This is a genomic window from Candidatus Acetothermia bacterium, assembly GCA_024653305.1.
Taxonomy (GTDB): Bacteria; Bipolaricaulota; Bipolaricaulia; order Bipolaricaulales; family Bipolaricaulaceae; genus JACIWI01.
The window spans coordinates 11,993-27,524 of the sequence record JANLFW010000002.1 but is presented as its reverse complement, the minus strand read 5'-3'; the positions used below and the strand labels follow the sequence as shown (position 1 = coordinate 27,524).

Annotated in this window: 19 protein-coding genes (1 of these 19 only partly in view); 13 read left to right on the top strand and 6 right to left on the bottom strand. The window is 67.9% G+C overall.

Annotated features, from left to right (window positions below):
* On the bottom strand, positions 1-162 hold the full coding sequence (locus NUV94_01340) for a rubredoxin (protein ID MCR4391433.1): 162 nt from the start codon (positions 160-162) through the stop codon (positions 1-3).
* A 171-nt stretch (positions 163-333) separates the two neighbouring features.
* Here NUV94_01340 and NUV94_01335 point away from each other — a divergent pair, with 171 nt between their 5' ends.
* Positions 334-2,001: a M3 family oligoendopeptidase gene (locus NUV94_01335; protein ID MCR4391432.1), complete on the top strand. Its 1,668-nt coding sequence runs from the start codon at positions 334-336 to the stop codon at positions 1,999-2,001.
* A 13-nt stretch (positions 2,002-2,014) separates the two neighbouring features.
* Here the strand turns inward: NUV94_01335 and NUV94_01330 are convergent, their stop codons facing one another.
* Positions 2,015-2,164: a hypothetical protein gene (locus NUV94_01330; protein ID MCR4391431.1), complete on the bottom strand. Its 150-nt coding sequence runs from the start codon at positions 2,162-2,164 to the stop codon at positions 2,015-2,017.
* On the opposite strand from NUV94_01330, the gene NUV94_01325 reads away from it, so the two are divergent.
* The 10 genes from NUV94_01325 (at position 2,163) to NUV94_01280 (ending at position 9,284) form a co-directional block, all read left to right on the top strand.
* Positions 2,163-2,552 carry a transcriptional repressor gene (locus NUV94_01325; GenBank protein MCR4391430.1) on the top strand — a complete coding sequence of 130 codons (390 nt, stop codon included), beginning with the start codon at positions 2,163-2,165 and terminating at the stop codon, positions 2,550-2,552. The two genes, NUV94_01330 and NUV94_01325, sit on opposite strands and share 2 nt — an antisense overlap.
* A 3-nt stretch (positions 2,553-2,555) precedes the next feature.
* The gene (locus NUV94_01320; protein ID MCR4391429.1) at positions 2,556-3,059 is read left to right on the top strand and encodes a rubrerythrin family protein; all 504 of its coding nucleotides are present in this window, start codon (positions 2,556-2,558) and stop codon (positions 3,057-3,059) included.
* A gap of 13 nt (positions 3,060-3,072) precedes the next feature.
* Positions 3,073-3,744: a peroxiredoxin gene (locus tag NUV94_01315; GenBank protein ID MCR4391428.1), complete on the top strand. Its 672-nt coding sequence runs from the start codon at positions 3,073-3,075 to the stop codon at positions 3,742-3,744.
* On the top strand, positions 3,741-4,235 hold the full coding sequence (locus NUV94_01310; GenBank protein ID MCR4391427.1) for a ferritin: 495 nt from the start codon (positions 3,741-3,743) through the stop codon (positions 4,233-4,235). Before NUV94_01315 ends, NUV94_01310 begins: the two co-directional genes overlap by 4 nt.
* A gap of 1 nt (position 4,236) precedes the next feature.
* Positions 4,237-4,629 (top strand): class II SORL domain-containing protein, encoded by a 393-nt coding sequence (locus NUV94_01305; protein ID MCR4391426.1) that lies wholly within the window; start codon positions 4,237-4,239, stop codon positions 4,627-4,629.
* Positions 4,596-5,591, top strand: coding sequence for a DUF523 and DUF1722 domain-containing protein (locus tag NUV94_01300; GenBank protein ID MCR4391425.1), 996 nt, complete (start codon positions 4,596-4,598; stop codon positions 5,589-5,591). The genes NUV94_01305 and NUV94_01300 overlap by 34 nt, the downstream gene beginning before the upstream one ends.
* Positions 5,588-6,490: a UV DNA damage repair endonuclease UvsE gene (gene uvsE, locus NUV94_01295; protein MCR4391424.1), complete on the top strand. Its 903-nt coding sequence runs from the start codon at positions 5,588-5,590 to the stop codon at positions 6,488-6,490. Before NUV94_01300 ends, uvsE begins: the two co-directional genes overlap by 4 nt.
* A 296-nt stretch (positions 6,491-6,786) precedes the next feature.
* Positions 6,787-7,023: an alpha/beta hydrolase gene (locus NUV94_01290; GenBank protein MCR4391423.1), complete on the top strand. Its 237-nt coding sequence runs from the start codon at positions 6,787-6,789 to the stop codon at positions 7,021-7,023.
* Complete coding sequence (locus NUV94_01285; protein ID MCR4391422.1) at positions 7,020-8,381, top strand: deoxyribodipyrimidine photo-lyase; 1,362 nt, start codon at positions 7,020-7,022, stop codon at positions 8,379-8,381. The genes NUV94_01290 and NUV94_01285 overlap by 4 nt, the downstream gene beginning before the upstream one ends.
* A 3-nt stretch (positions 8,382-8,384) precedes the next feature.
* A complete protein-coding gene (locus tag NUV94_01280; protein MCR4391421.1) occupies positions 8,385-9,284 on the top strand; it encodes a hypothetical protein in 900 nt (299 codons plus the stop codon).
* 42 nt (positions 9,285-9,326) lie between these two features.
* Here NUV94_01280 and NUV94_01275 read toward each other — a convergent pair whose 3' ends face one another.
* Positions 9,327-10,757: a hypothetical protein gene (locus NUV94_01275; GenBank protein MCR4391420.1), complete on the bottom strand. Its 1,431-nt coding sequence runs from the start codon at positions 10,755-10,757 to the stop codon at positions 9,327-9,329.
* Between the two features lie 399 nt (positions 10,758-11,156).
* A complete protein-coding gene (locus NUV94_01270) occupies positions 11,157-11,624 on the bottom strand; it encodes an NUDIX domain-containing protein (GenBank protein MCR4391419.1) in 468 nt (155 codons plus the stop codon).
* Between the two features lie 76 nt (positions 11,625-11,700).
* Between NUV94_01270 and NUV94_01265 the strand changes: the two genes are divergently transcribed.
* Both NUV94_01265 and NUV94_01260 read left to right on the top strand, forming a co-directional pair.
* Positions 11,701-12,045 (top strand): MTH938/NDUFAF3 family protein, encoded by a 345-nt coding sequence (locus NUV94_01265; protein ID MCR4391418.1) that lies wholly within the window; start codon positions 11,701-11,703, stop codon positions 12,043-12,045.
* Positions 12,046-12,123: 78 nt separating this feature from the next.
* Positions 12,124-13,263: a M42 family metallopeptidase gene (locus tag NUV94_01260; GenBank protein MCR4391417.1), complete on the top strand. Its 1,140-nt coding sequence runs from the start codon at positions 12,124-12,126 to the stop codon at positions 13,261-13,263.
* Between the two features lie 16 nt (positions 13,264-13,279).
* On the opposite strand, the gene uvrB is transcribed toward NUV94_01260, so the two are convergent.
* Positions 13,280-15,187, bottom strand: a complete 1,908-nt coding sequence (gene uvrB / locus NUV94_01255) for an excinuclease ABC subunit UvrB (protein MCR4391416.1) — start codon at positions 15,185-15,187, stop codon at positions 13,280-13,282.
* A gap of 335 nt (positions 15,188-15,522) precedes the next feature.
* Positions 15,523-15,532: the 3' portion of a hypothetical protein gene (locus NUV94_01250; protein ID MCR4391415.1), read on the bottom strand. The gene runs 1,238 nt beyond the window's last position; only the last 10 of its 1,248 coding nucleotides appear in the window; the start codon falls outside the window, past its right edge — the gene reads right to left on this strand; its stop codon occupies positions 15,523-15,525.

Sequence of the window (15,532 nt, the reverse complement as noted above, 5' to 3'; positions counted from 1 at the left end):
TTAGCCGACGATCTCGAACATGTCTTTGGGGGCACCACACTCCGGGCACACCCAATCGTCGGGGAGGTCCTCGAACGCCGTGCCCGGCTTGATCCCCTGGCTGGGATCGCCCTTCGCTGGATCGTAGATCCATCCGCACACGGTGCACTCCCATTTCTCCATGATCCACCTCGACTGCCAAGGATGGGCCATTATAGCGGGATGATCGCGCCCGGGCCATGTTCCACGCTGGACGGCCGCTTCGGTACAATGGCGTCTGCCGAAATTCGATATTGGGAGGTGCATATGACGTTGGATCCCGCACAGCTACCGCGTGAGTTCCCGCGGAGGTTCGTGCCCGAGGACATTGACGTCTCCGAGTGGGGTGACCTTGAGCCCCTGTTCGACGATCTCGAGCGGCGCCCGCTCAACACGGCGGCGGACCTAGAACGGATGATCCTCGACCTCTCCGAGTTGACCGCGGTGGTGTATGAGGACGGCGCGATCCGCCGCATCCGGATGACCTGCGACACGTCCAACCCGGAGCACGAGAAGGCGTATCTCCACTTCGTGGAGAACATCGAGCCCCGCCTGAGGCCCCGCTACCACCGCCTCCGTCAGCGGTTCGTGGACAGCCCGGCGCGGGCGCGCCTCGATCACAAGCGGTACATGGTGCTGGCGCGCAGCTTTGAAAACGCGGTTCAGATCTTCCGGGAGGAGAACGTCCCCTTAGAGGTGGAGGACGAGAAGCTCGGCCAACGGTACCAGAAGATCACCGGGGCGATGACCGTGGAGTTCGACGGGAAAGAACAGACCCTGCAGCAGATGGCCCGGTATCTAGAGGAGCCGGATCGGGACGTGCGGCGGGCGGCGTGGGAGAAGGTGGCCGAGCGCCGGCTCCAAGACCGGAGAGAGCTCGACGAGCTCTACGACCAGTTGGTCCGTCTGCGGGAGCGGCAGGCGCGCAACGCCGGGTTTGCGAGCTTCCGCGACTACGCGTTCCGCAAGCGGGAGCGGTTCGACTACACCCCCGACGACTGTGCGCGGTTCCACCGCGGGGTGGAGGAGCACATCGTCCCCCTGATGCGAGCCCTCCAGAAGCAACGCAAGGAGAAACTGGGGGTGCGCACGCTGCGGCCATGGGACCTGGTGGTGGACCCTGAGGGGCGGCCCCCGTTGCGGCCGTTCTCCACGGCGGACGAGCTGGTTCGCGGATGCCGGGAGATCTTCGCCAGGGTGGACCCCGAGTTGGGCCGCCAGTTCGGGCTCATGGCCGACCTTGGGCTTCTGGACCTGGAAAGCCGCAAGGGCAAGGCCCCGGGGGGGTACCAATCCACGCTCTCCGAACGGAGGCTCCCGTTCATCTTCATGAACGCGGTCGGACGGGACCGCGACCTGCGCACGCTCCTCCACGAGGGTGGGCACGCGTTCCACACCTTCGCCACCCGGGAGGAGCCGATCCATGCTTACCGCCATGCCCCGCTCGAGTTCGCCGAGGTCGCCTCGATGGCGATGGAGTTCCTGGGCGCCCCGTGCCTGGAGGTGTTCTATTCCCGAGCCGATGCGGACCGGGCGCGGGAGGACCACCTGCTTTCCATCGTAGACCTGTTTTGCTGGATTGCCACCATCGACGCGTTCCAGCACTGGATTTACACCCATCCCGGGCACACCCAAGAAGAGCGCCGGCGAGAGTGGCTTGCCCTGCACCGTCGCTTCGGCGGGATCGAGGACTGGACCGGGTACGAGGAGGCGCTCGCGAGCGACTGGCAGCGCCAGCTTCACCTCTATCTTCATCCATTTTACTACGTCGAGTATGGGATCGCCCAACTCGGGGCGCTTGGGATCTGGCTTGCGGCGCAGAAGGACCGATCCGGCGCGGTGCGCGCGTACCGGCAGACGCTGGCATTGGGCGGGTCGCGGCCGCTGCCCGATCTGTTCCAGGCGGCGGGGCTCCCGTTCGACTTCGGTTCCGGTGCTCTCGGCCGCGCCGCGGCCGGGTTGCGCCAGGCGCTGTGGAGGTGAGGGGGACCTGTCCTCACCGCGGGGGGTGCCCGGCGAGGACCACCGCGTCTCCGGTGCCGGCCATGTTCGCGGCCAGATCGAGCATCCCCGCGATTGCGCTGCGATCTCCGCGGTCCGTGTTGATACCGCAGCCAACCTTATGTACAATGCAAATCACAATCATGAGCAACTGGCAGTGGACCCGGAAGCGCCACCAGGTGATGACCGCCATCCAAGGCCGCACCGACCACCCCACCGCGGAGGAGGTCTACCAAACCCTCCACGCCCAGGGCCACCACATCAGCTTGGCCACCGTGTACCGCACCCTGCGGGCGCTCGCCGGCGAAGGCCTCGTCCGCGAGCTCCGCTGTGGCGGCGCGGATCGGTTCGACCCCAACCCCAGCCCCCACTACCACTTTCTCTGCACCCGGTGCCGCCTTCTGTTCGATGTTGACGCCCCGTACCAGACCCAGCTCGACCACCTGCTCCACCACGACCACGGGTTCCGAATCCAGGGGCATATGCTCATCTTCTACGGCTGGTGCCCCACCTGCCAGGAAAAGGAGGCATGATCCATGCGTCGGATGACGGAAGACAATCTGAAGACCGCGTTCGCCGGGGAATCCCAGGCCCACATGCGCTACCTCATCTTCGCGGAGGTGGCGGAGGAGGAGAAGCGCCCGAACCTGGCGCGCCTGTTCCGGGCAATTGCCTACGCGGAGCAGGTCCACGCCACAAACCACCTCCGGGAGGTGGGCCTCGTCCGGGCGAGCCCCGACAACCTGGCCGAGGCCATCGCCGGTGAGACGTTCGAGGTGGAGGAGATGTACCCGGCCTACCACGCCGTGGCCGAGCTCCAGGGGGAGAAGGGCGCCGTTCGCTCCACCCACTACGCCCTGGAGGCGGAGAAGATCCACGCCGGGATGTACACCAAGGCCCGGGAGAGCGTGCTCGCGGGCCAGGACGTCCCCCTGGGACGGGTCCACGTGTGCGCGATGTGCGGTCACACCGTGGAGGGGGAGGCCCCGGAGCGGTGCCCCATCTGCCAAGCTCCGCGGGCCAAGTTCAAGACGTTCTGAAAGGAGGTTCCACATGGAAAAGAGGCTTCCGCTCATTGGTGAACCCGCGCCGGAGTTCAAGGCCCAGACCACCCACGGCCCCCTCGAGTTCCCCAAGGACCTCAAGGGAAAGTGGGTCGTGTTCTTCTCCCACCCCGCGGATTTCACCCCGGTGTGCACGACAGAGTTCGTGTCCTTTGCCAAGAACTACGAGAAGTTCAAGGCGCTCAACGCGGAACTCGTGGGCCTGTCTGTGGACCACGTCTACTCCCACATCAAGTGGGTGGAGTGGATCCAGGAGAAGCTTGGGGTGGAGATCCCCTTCCCCATCGTGGCCGACACCACGGGAAAGATTGCCGAGCTTTACGGGATGATCCACCCTGGGACCTCGGAGTCGGCAACAGTGCGGGCGGTGTTCGTCCTCTGCCCGCAGGGGATCATCCGGACCACCCTTTACTACCCCCTCAACATCGGCCGCAACATCCCCGAGATCTTGCGCATCCTCAGGGCGTTCCAGACGGCGATGAAGGAGGGGGTGGCCATTCCCGCCAACTGGCCAGAGAACGAACTCATCGGCGGAAACGGGATCGTCCCTCCCCCAAGCGACGTCCAGGGAGCGAAGAAGCGCGTCACGGAGGCTCAGGCGGGGAACGTTCAGTGCTACGACTGGTGGTTCTGCCACCGGACGGTGAAGGAGAAGCCGTGATCGGGAAGAAAATGGAGCAGGCCCTCAACGACCAGATCAGGGAGGAACTCGGTTCGGCCTACCTCTACCTGGCGATGGCCGGGTACTTTGCCCACGAGGGATGGGACGGGATGGCCTCGTGGATGCGGGTCCAGGCCGGGGAGGAGCTGGGGCACGCGATGCGGATCTTCGACCACCTCGTGGAGCGGGGAGGCCGGGTGCGACTCCAGGCCCTTGCGGAGCCGGAAGCGACGTGGGCCTCGCCCCTTGAGGCGTTCAAGGCCGCCTACAAGCACGAGGGGCACATCACGGCGCGGATCCACGCCCTGGTGGAGCTCGCCGCCGAGGAGAAGGACCACGCCGCCGCGGCGGCCCTCCAGTGGTTTGTGTCCGAGCAGGTGGAAGAGGAGGACCACACCCTGAAGGCCGTCCAGCTCTTGGAGCGAATGGGGCCTGACGGGCGAGGGCTGGCGATGGCGGACCGGGACCTGGGCCGACGGAAGGAGGACTGACATGTCCATTGCGGGGAAGATTCAGACGGCAGACTGGAAGGCAGAGAAACACGTTCCGGCCATCGACTGCCCAGACCGGGTGAAGGCGGACGAGTGGGTGACGGTGAGGATCTCCCTGGGCAAAGCAGCTGCCCACCCCAACACCACGGAGCACCACATCCGCTGGATCGGGGCCTACTTCGCCCCGGACGGGGATAAGTTCATCTACGACCTGGGGAAGTTCGAGATGGGCGCCCACGGGGAGGCGGTGGCTGGCCCGAACCAGGGCCCGGTGTACACCCACCACGAGGTTGCATTCGCGTTCAAGACGAACAAGCCGGGGACGCTCCACGCCCTGGCGTACTGCAACATCCACGGGCTGTGGGAGTCGGAGAAGCGAGTCGAGTTGGGCTAGGGTTCTCCCGGCCCCACCTCGTCGTCTCCCGGTGCCTGGGGTTCGCCCCCTGCCGGTACGACGGGAGCGTGATCCCCGCACCCCACGTCCAAGCCCTGGCAGGGGAGGTGGAGTTCCTCACCGTGTGCCCGGAGATGGCCCTCGGGCTTCCCTCCCCCCGCCCACCCCTGCGCCTGGTGGGGGGAGGGGAGCCCCGGCTTCTCCAGCCCGCCACAGGGCGGGACTTCACCGAAGCCATGCGCCGCTTTGCCGACGAGTTCCTATCCTCCCTCCCCGCGGTGGACGGCTTCCTCCTCAAGAACCGGTCCCCCTCGTGCGGCATCTCTGACGCCAAGGTATACGCGTCGGTCGAGAAGGGTGGGGCGGTGGCCCGCCGGGCGGGGCTGTTCGGCGGCGCGGTGCGGGACAGGTTCCCCCATCTCCCCGTGGAGGACGAAGGTCGCCTCACCAACCGCGCCCTGCGGGAGTCCTTCCTCACCGCGGCCTTCGCCCTGGCGAGCCTGCGGGAGACCGAGGCGGGAGGACGGCTCCGAGACTTGGTGGCCTTCCACTCCCGGTACAAGCTCCTCCTCATGGCCCTGAGCCAGAAGGCGCTTGCGGAGCTGGGGCGGATTGTGGCCAACCCCACCCGGAGGCCAACCCCGCAGGTCTTCTCCCAGTACCGGACGACGTTTGAGGCCGCGCTGCGCCGTCCCTTGCGGCGCCCATCGGCGGCCAACGCGCTTCTCCACGCGTTCGGGTACGTGTCGGAGGGCCTGTCCGCAGGGGAGCGGGCCTACTTCCTGGAGGCGCTGGAGGACTACCGCACCGGCCGCGTGCCCCTCTCCGCCCCCGTGGGCGTCCTCCGGGCGTGGATCGTCCGGTTCGACGTCGCCTACCTCGCGGACCAGCGGCTGTTCTTCCCGTTCCCGGCGTCCCTCCTCTCCCCAGAGGACTCCGCCGGGGGGCGGGAGATCCGGTGAGGATCGGCTACCCCTGCGTCAACCTGAGCCTCCCCTGCCGGGCCAGCCGCACCTTCCGCCTCGCCTCCCTGGACGAGGGCCTCCTGTACGCCACCGTGGAGGGAAACCTGCGGTGCCTGGCGGAGATGGTGCGGTGGAACGCGGCCCGGGGGCTCCTCTTCCTCCGCGTCACCTCCGACCTTGTCCCCCTCGCCTCCCACCCGGAGAACCGCTTCCCGTGGGAGCGAGCCCTCCGTTCCCCCTTCGCCGAGGTGGGCTCACTCATCAGGTCCGTGGGGATGAGGATCTCCATGCACCCGGGGCAGCACACGCTCCTCAACTCCCCCCGCGCGGAGGTGGTGGCGTCCGCCCGGGCCGACCTCCGCTACCACGCCACCGTCCTGGACCTCCTCGGCCTCGACCGGACGGCGAAGATCCAGGTTCACGTGGGTGGCCAGTACGGGGACAAGGAGGAAGCCCTGCGGCGGTTGGTGTGGGCCGTGGGGGAACTGGAGCCAGAGGTGCGGGCGCGGCTTGTGGTGGAGCACGACGAGCGCCTGTACACGTTCTCCGACACCCTGCGGGTCCACGAGGCGACCGGGGTCCCCGTGGTCCTTGACGTTTTCCACCACGCCCTTCACCCCGACGGCCACACCCTGGGGGAGGCCCTCGCCCTTCAGGCCGAGACCTGGACGGACCGCGACGGCCTCCCCATCGTGGACTACTCGTCCCCGCGCCCGGGCGGGCGGCGGGGGAGCCATGCCCACACCCTGGACGAGGAGGACTTCGCTCGGTTCCTTGAGGAGAGCCGGCCCCACGATTTTGACCTCATGCTCGAGGTGAAGGACAAGGAGCGGAGCGCGCTGCGGGCCTTGGCCCTCGCCCAAGGGGACCCCCGCGTGGTCCGGGAGGCGTCGTGATGGCGGTCGGGATCGCGTTTGGGGTCCTCCTTGCCCTCGTGGGGGGTGGAGCCGCTTCTTGTTTTGATCCCGCCTCTCCCCGCGGAGCCCGCCGACCCCGACAGTTCGTCTGCCCACCTCACTGGAATACAAGCCCACTCCAGGCCGCGGGCGAGAGGGAAGCCGGAGTTCGTCGCCCTCCGCAGGTTCGGAAGCAGGAGCTTCTCCTGGCCAGAAGTTTTCCTTCCCCTTGTCGCGTGGAGCAAGGCCGTGGGCTTGGACCGGCGGGGCCTTGGGCCCAGCGAGCGGCCCCTCCGGTGGCAAGGGCTCAACCCCTCCTCGGCCTCCAAGAGGAGCTCCGGATCCCGCCTTTCGTGATCACCAGCGACAACCGGGTCGTCTCGCCTGAGGTCTGCCGGCGGCTTTGGGACCTCCTCCCCGGGGCGAAGGTCGCTCTCGTCCCAAGCTGCGGACACCTCCCCCACGAGAAGCGGCCGGGAGAGTTCCTCACCGCCGTGGGGGCGTTCCTCCAGGGGCACGCGCAGGGCCGATGACCCAAGGGGTAGAGCCAGAGCGGGTTCGGTTCCTGAACGACCGGCCTGTCCGCCAGGGCCGGTACGTCCTCTACTGGATGCAGGCCTCCCAGCGGGCAAGCGGGAACCCAGCCCTGGAACATGCGGTCGCCCTGGGAAACGACCTTGGCCTCCCCGTGGCCGTGGCCTTTGGGCTCACCCCAAGCTACCCCGAGGCCAACCTCCGCCACTACGCGTTTATGCTCGCGGGCCTGAAGGAGACCGCCCTGGAGCTTGCGGACCGGGGGATCCGGTTCGTCCTCCGCTTCGGGGACCCGCCGGAGGTGGCCCTGGAACTCGCCAGGGAGGCGGCCGCGCTGGTGACGGACCGAAGCTACCTCCGCCACGGCCGGGCGTGGCGGGCGGACGTGGCCTCCCGTGCCCCCTGCCCAGTGGTCGAGGTGGAGGGCGACGCCGTGGTGCCCGTCGAACTCGCCTATGGGCGCCAGGCCTGGAGCGCTGCCGTCCTGAGGCGGCGGATCCGCCCCCTCCTCCCCCGGTTCCTCCACCCCCTCCCCGAGCAGGAACCCCGCCGGAGTTCCCTTGGGCTCGACCTCCCTGGGGAGGACCCCGAGAAAGTTGAGCCCCTCTTGGACCGCCTTCCCGTCGTCCGTCCGGTCCCGCCGCTCCCCCTCCCAGCGGGGACCGCGGCCGCGCGGCAGCGGCTGGACCGGTTCGTCGCCGATGGCCTCCGCTTCTACGCCGACAGGCGAAACCACCCGAGCGGCCCCGTCACCTCGGGCCTCTCCCCCTACCTCCACTTCGGCCAGATCTCCCCGGTAGAGGTCGCCCTCCGGGTCCAGGGGGTCGGAGGCCCAGGGGCCGACGCGTTCCTCGAGGAGCTCGTCGTCCGCCGAGAGCTCGCCCTGAACTTCGTCCTGTACAACTCAAGCTACGATGCGTTCCACGGCCTCCCCCTCTGGGCCCGGCGGACCCTCCGCCGGCACTCCGCGGACCCCCGGCCCGCCCTCTACTCCCCCAAGGCGCTGGAGCAGGGGGAGACGGACGACCCGATCTGGAACGCGGCCCAGACGCAGCTCCGTCGGGAAGGGACGATCCATGCCTACCTCCGCATGTACTGGGGGAAGATGTTCCTCCTGTGGACCACGACCCCTGAAGAAGCTTTCCGCCTTGCGCTCGCCTTGAACAACAAGTACGCCCTCGACGGCCGAGACCCCTCGAGCTACGGGGGGGTGGGATGGTGCTTCGGCCTCCACGACCGGCCGTTCCCGGAGCGGCCGATCTGGGGTAATGTCCGGCCGATGACCCGGCGTGGGCTGGAGGGGAAGTTCGACCTTCGGCCCTACCTCGCCCGGGTGCGCGCTTTGGAGGAGGAGTAAGCCATGCTCATGCAAGCTCTGCTCTGTGCGTTGGGGGTACTAGCCCTCGCCCAAGACTATGGGCCCCACGGCCCGCTGCCTTACGGGTCCCACGAGCTTGTGCTGCGCGACCCGGCCCGAAACCGCACGGTGGAGGTGCTGCTCGTGGCCCCAGCGGGGGACAGGGCGGTGCCGTTTGTCCTCTTCAGCCCAGGGTTCCTCCTCTCCGGCCGCGCCTACCAGGGGACGGCCAAGCTCCTCGCCTCCCACGGAATTGCGGTGGCCCTCCTCACCTACGACGTGAACTTGTTCAACGCTGACCACCGCGCCCTTGCCCTCGACCTCCGGTTCGTCCTCGGGGCGCTTCCGGAGCGGGCGGCGGCGCGGGGAGTGCGGCTCGACCCCGAGCGAGTCGGCCTCGCTGGCCACTCCCTGGGCGGGAAGCTCTCGTTCCTTGTCGCCGCCGACGAGCGGGCCGTGCGGGCGGTGGCCGGGCTTGATCCCGTGGACGGGGGGCCGCCAGGGGCGGACGACCCCGTCCGCTTCCCCCGCGCCGCGGACCGGATGGCAGATATTGCCGTCCCCAAACTCCTCCTGGGCGCGGAGCGGGGAGGGGAGGCGCGTTTCGGAACCCCCTGCGCCCCCCGGGAGGCCAACTACGAGCGGCTGTTCGAGCGGGCGACGGCTCGGGCGTGGGAGGTGACCCAGCTCGGGGCCGGGCACATGGACTACCTCGACGACCCCAACTGCGGGTTCGCCTGCTCTCTATGCGTCCCGGGGACGGACCCGGCCCGCGCCCGGACGACCGCCCAGACGTACCTCGTCCTGTTCTTCCGCGCCCACCTCCTGGGAGAGGAGGACGAGCTCGGCGTGCGCCTGGCCGAGGACGAGGCGGCGGGGATCATCCGAGCCCGGGGGAAATGAAAGGGGCGGGCAAGCGCCCCCCCGAGCTTCGTCCCAACCGCTCTACCCGATGATGTCTCCGTACCAGACTACGATCTTCACCTTGGCATTCATGGTCACGGTGATCGAGTGGTACTCCCTCCGCGCATCCCAGGTGCCGGTCTTCCGCGTGGGCGTCGTCGCATCCCCCACGTACTCGTCGTAGTAGAGGGGCCCGCGGCCGTAGGCACCGCCGGAGATCCTCCCGGGGAACCTAAGCGTGACCGAGGTCCCCGGGCCAAACGAGGCGGTGAACGGGGTCACCCGGTCCGCCGTCTCCCCGGTCACCCGCACCGGCACCTTCAGCTCCTCGTACCCCGGGGTGACGTTCACCTGACGGCGGGCGTAGACCTCGAGGGTGTACGTGATTGGCCGGATGATGGGACCGATGATCGTGGGGAGACACGCCTCCAGGTCTGCCGTCTGCTCCGCGGTCTTTGTCCGGCCCGCGGCGTCGTTTGCCTGGACCCGGACCGTGACCTTCCCGCCTCCGGACAGCGTCGCCCGGAACCCCACGGACCCCGAGGCCGGGAACCCGTCGATGACCGCTTGGGTCCTCCCGTCGGGGTAGATGAGGCTCACCGGCCCGATGTGAATCGGGGCCGTGCCGCCGCTGGCCTGCCAGTACACGGTGACGAGGTGGCTGTAGTCCTTCTCGCACACCTTCTCCACCGCCACCCGCGTGATCTGGACCGTGAGATCCGGCACCCGCGCCGCCGCGGGAGTTCGCAACGACGCCGAGTACCGGAAGAGCTCGCAGTTCCGCGCGTCGTGCAGCCCAAACAGGACCTCGTAGCTGGCCCCGGCCGTGGGGAGGTTCCCGGTGAGGACCCCCAAGCCGCTCCCAAGGTCGAGGTTGAGCGCGGCCCCGGCCGGGAGGTTGGAGGAGATCGTTGTCACCTTGGTAATCCCCGCCGATCTGAACTTGGAGAGGTCCGCACTGGGGATGGACCGCGCCGTGAGAACGTGGAGCCCGGTCGCGACCTCGCCGAAGTCCCACTTGAGCCCGGTGAAGGCCGGGCACCCGGTCGTGGCCGCGGTGGAGATGGTGATCGTGAGCCTGATCACCACACACTTGTTCTTGTCGAGAAGGTTGTACACCACCGTCCACCGGCCGCCCTCGCGGGGCACCGTCCCCGAGATCCGGCCTTGCCGCGAGGTCAGGATCAGGTCGAACGTGAGGCCCGTGGGCAAGGTGGAGCTCACCCGCGCGGCATCCACACCGCCCAAGGAGGTCACCGCGCTCGTCACGTCCGCGGGGAAGCCCTTCGTCGTGTTGACGCTGCTCCCTGCCGTCACCTGGCCGAAGTCCCAGGCGAGCTCCCGCGTCGCGGGGCAGCTCGGGGTCGTGGGAACGTACTGCTCGCATGTCGGTCGGAGACAGTTGGGGTCGATGAATGTGCGGATGTTGGCCTCGTCGCCGCCGCCTCCGCCGCGGCCTGGGCCGTGGCGCACGCCTTGGCGATCGCCGAGGCCTCCGCTTCCGCGGAACCCTGGGCCCTGGCGATTGCTTGGGCTGTCGCCACCGCTATCGCCTTGGCCTCGGCATACGCCTGGGCACATGCCGTGGCCTGCGCTTGAGCAGCGGCTTGGGCCTGGGCCAAGGCCAGGGACACGATTTCCGGGAGGAACGGCTGGTGGGCCGGCGTTTGCGCGAAGATGGGAAGGAATAGCCCCACCACGAGCAACACCAGCACTGGGAAAAGCCGAACTGATCTGGACATACAGGATCCGCCTCCTTCCCATCGGAAGGGGAGGATAACGCACTATAGCACCCGGCGATGGCAGGTGTCTAGAGACACAAAGCGAGGGTCAGAATTAGGTCCGGTGAGGTGTTACCGAAAATCATGAACATCAGTTCACGTCACCGAGATAGTGGGGGCCGGGGAGAGCGCCCTGGCTCAGCCGGCGCAGTGGCTCGGCGAGCGCGGCCGGGTACAGGCGGAGGCGGGGGAGTTCGGCGATGGGGAGCCAGGCGATCCCGGTCTGGCCGGTGTCGGGCACCATGCCGGCTCCCGGGATCTCCCCATCGGGGAGCCGAGCTACGAACAAGAGCTCGATCTGGTGCACATCGCCATCGTGGTCGGTGAACTCGTGCTGGGCGCCGATGTACTCCCGCACGAACACGAGGTCACCGATCTCCACATCGGCCCCGATCTCCTCGCGGCACTCCCGGCGTAGGGCTTGGAGGAGCGTCTCGCCGGGCTCCTGCCCGCCGCCGGGCAGGAGGTAGAACACTCCATCGGGATCGCGGTTTACGGTCACAAGGAGCCTTCCGTCCCGGATGACGATGGCCTTGGCCGCGGTGCGAATGGGCTTCATCCTGGTCCTCCTTGGGTCTGGATGGGACGAGTGTACCCCATGCTTCCCCCTCACCTTTTATCATGGATCAGGGGTGATGGTGATGAGGCTTACCGGTTACCGATTCGGGCGGATTGAGGTGGACGGGGTTCCCTACCACCACGATCTCGCCATCCTGGAGACCGCGGTCCGAGAATGGCGGCGCCGGGAGGGGCACCGCGTCCACCCGGAGGACATTCAGGACGCCCTCGCCGAGCGGCCTGAGCTCCTGATCGTGGGCACCGGCCACTCCGGCCTCCTCCAGGTCACTGCCGAGGTGGCGTGGCTGCTTGCCGACCGGGGAATCGAGCTCCTCGCCGTGAAGACGGCCGAGGCCGTGGACGCCTACAACGATCTCGCCCGGGCGAAGCGCGTGTGCGCAATGCTCCATCTCACCTGTTGATGGAAGGGACCTGCGGGGGCGCGGTTTTTCCTGGCCATTCGACGGTGTTAGAATTTACAACCAACGGAGGTCGGATCAATGGACAAGGGCAAGATCGGGTTCCTGGAACAGTTCCTGGCCACGGTTAGCCCATCGGGGTTCGAGGCCGAGGCGGCCGGGGTCTGGCGAGAGGAGGCGGCGAAGTTCGCGGAGCGGACCTGGGGTGACCTCCACGGGAACGCGTTCGCCGTCGTGCACGAGGCTGGCTCCCCGCGGGTCATGCTCGCCGGACACATGGACGAGATCGGCCTCATGGTGGCCCACATCGACGACCATGGGTACCTGTACGTGCGCGCGATCGGGGGGTGGGATTCCCAGATGCTGCCCGGCCAGCGGGTATGGATCCAGACCAAGAGCGGCCGGGTGCTCGGCGTCATCGGGCGGAAGCCGATCCACCTTCTGGAGGACGAGGAGCGCAAGAAGGTGGTCCGGCCCGAGGACCTGTGGATCGACATCGGCACTGCGTCCAAGGAAGAGACGCAGAAGCGCGTGGCGATCGGGGATCCGGTCGTGCTCGCTTACGGCCCGGAACGGCTGAACGACGACCTCCTCGTGGCCCGGGGCATCGACGACCGCATCGGCGCCTTCGTCGCCCTAGAGGCGTTGCGCTTGGTCAAGGGGCTTAAGCCCAAGGCGGCGGTGTTCGCCGTGGCCACGGTGCAGGAGGAGATCGGGCTGCGCGGGGCCCACACCAGCGCGTTCGGGATCGACCCGTTGGTGGGGATCGCCGTGGACGTGACCCACACCACGGACACCCCGGGCACGGAGGGGGAGAAGAAGCGGCTCGGGGAGGTCCGGCTCGGCAAGGGCCCGGTCATCGCCCGGGGGGCGAACATCAACCCAAGGCTGTTTGATCTCCTCGTGGACACGGCGGAGAAGGAGAAGATCCCGTACCAGGTGGAGCCAGCCCCGGGCGGCACCGGCACCGACGCCAACGCGATCCAGCTCACCCGGGCCGGGGTCGCCACCGCCCTCGTCTCCATCCCCAATCGGTACATGCACTCCCCGTGCGAGATCGTGTCCCTCTCCGATCTCGAGAACGCGGCCCGGCTCATTGCCCACGCCGTGGCTCGGATTGAACCTAGCACGAACTTTATGCCCGGGTTCGCCGAAGGCACCACGGGCGGTCGGCGCGCGACGCGAGGACGACAGCGGAAAGGCTGGGAAGAAGCGGGTTAAGGCGGGGGCTTCGGCGCTAGAGCAGGCGGCGCAGTTCCCGGATCTTGTCCCGATACGCGGCGGCGAGCTCGAACTCCAGACGCTCGGCCGCCGCGCGCATTTCCCGCTCCAGGGCACGGATGAGCCCGGCCAGCTCGTCCCGCGGGAGCTTCTCCGGGGCCTTCGGTACCTGCACCGGCTCCGCCTGCCGGCCGTGGAGCTCGGCCAGGATGTCCCGCACCTCCTTCTCCACCGTCTGGGGAGTGATCCCATGGCGTAGGTTGTACTCGTTCTGGATCCGACGCCGCCGGTTCGTCTCGTCCACCGCTTCGCGGATGGCGTCGGTGCCCTCGTCCGCGTAGAGGATCACCTTGCCCCGCACGTTCCTGGCGGCACGGCCGATGGTCTGGATGAGCGAGGTCGCGGAGCGGAGGAACCCCTCCTTGTCCGCGTCGAGGATCGCCACGAGCGACACCTCGGGGAGATCGAGCCCCTCCCGGAGGAGGTTGATCCCCACCAGGACGTCGAACTTGCCCAGGCGCAGGTCGCGGAGGATCTCCACCCGGTCCAGGGTCTCGATCTCCGAGTGCAAATACCGGGCGCGGATCCCCAGCTCCACGAGATAGTCCGTGAGGTCTTCGGCCATGCGCTTGGTCAACGTCGTGACCAAGGCCCGCTCGCCCCGCTCGGTGACCCGCTTGAGCTCGCCCAAGAGGTGGTCGATCTGCCCCTGCACCGGATGCACCTCCACCTCCGGGTCGACGAGGCCAGTGGGGCGCACGATCTGCTCCACGATCTTCTCCGATACCCGGCGCTCGTAGGGACCGGGGGTGGCGGACATGAAGATCACCTGGCGGATGCGGGCCTCGAACTCCTCGAACCCAAGCGGCCGGTTGTCCAGGGCGGACGGTAGCCGGAATCCGTACTCCACCAGCGTCTCCTTCCGCGATCGGTCCCCGTGGTACATCCCGTGGATCTGGGGCACCGTCTGGTGGGACTCGTCGATCACCACCAGGGAGTCGGGCGGGAAGTAGTCGAGCAGCGTCCACGGGGGTTCCCCAGGTTGGCGGCCGTCCAGGTGCCGGGAGTAGTTTTCGATCCCCGGGCAGTACCCCATCTCCCTGAGCATCTCCAGGTCGAACAGGGTCCGCTGCTCCAGGCGCTGGGCCTCGAGGAGCTTGCCGGCCCGGCGGAACTCGGCCAGCCTTTCTTCAAGCTCGGCCTCGATCCCCGCGAGGGCCTGCCGCAGCCGCTCCTCCGGGGTCACGTAGTGGGTGGCTGGGGCGATGGTGACCCGGGCCCGCTCGGCGAGGACGTCGCCGGTGAGGGGGTCGATGGCGGAGATCCGCTCCACCTCATCCCCAAACCACTCGATCCGGTACCCCACCTCCTCCGAGGCGGGAATGATCTCCAGCACGTCCCCGCGTAGGCGGAACGTGGCCCGCTCGAACGCGAGCTCGTTCCTTCGGTACTGGAGCATCACGAGCTGGCGCAGCACCTCATCGAGGTCGTACTCGTGGCCCGCCTCCAGGGCGACGGAGAGGGCCGCGTAGTCCTGGGGGGACCCGAGGCCATAGATGCAGGACACCGAGGCGACCACGATCACGTCCCGCCGCTCCAGAAGCGACGACGTGGCGGCATGGCGCAGGCGGTCGATCTCCTCGTTGATCTGGGCGTCCTTCTCGATGTAGGTGTCGGTTTGCGGGATGTACGCCTCCGGCTGGTAGTAGTCGTAGTAGGACACGAAGTAGTGCACGGCGTTGTCCGGAAACAGCTCGCGGAACTCCCCATACAGCTGGGCGGTGAGGGTCTTGTTGTGGGCGATGACGAGGGTGGGCTTCTGCACGTTTTGGATCACGTGGGCAATGGTGAAGGTGTTGTGGACAAAAAGCCCACCCCGGCCGGCGAGGAAGTTCTCGTCCTCCTCCACGCTTATGTCGTACACGAAAGGACGGCCATAAGGTACCTCGAGGACTTCCTTGACCTTGCTCCAGTGGACCCCAAGGCGCCGTCTTAACGTGGCCAAAGCGGCCTTGTCCCCCACAGCCTGCGCGACCTGAAGCAACCCTTTGGCTGCATCCCGGCTGGGGTTGCGCAGGTCTCTCTCGTAAAGGCCGATCACCGGCTGGGATCTTCCGATTATCCCTGCAAGCTGCGCTTGAGATAAAGCTGCCTGGGAGCGGATCCCTCGAACCAGCGGTCCCACAGCGGGGACCAAGTCCACGTTCGTGTTTGGGATCTTGTGGAGGAGCCCAAGGAGCGCCTTCCGTTTCCGCGCGCTCAGGAAGCC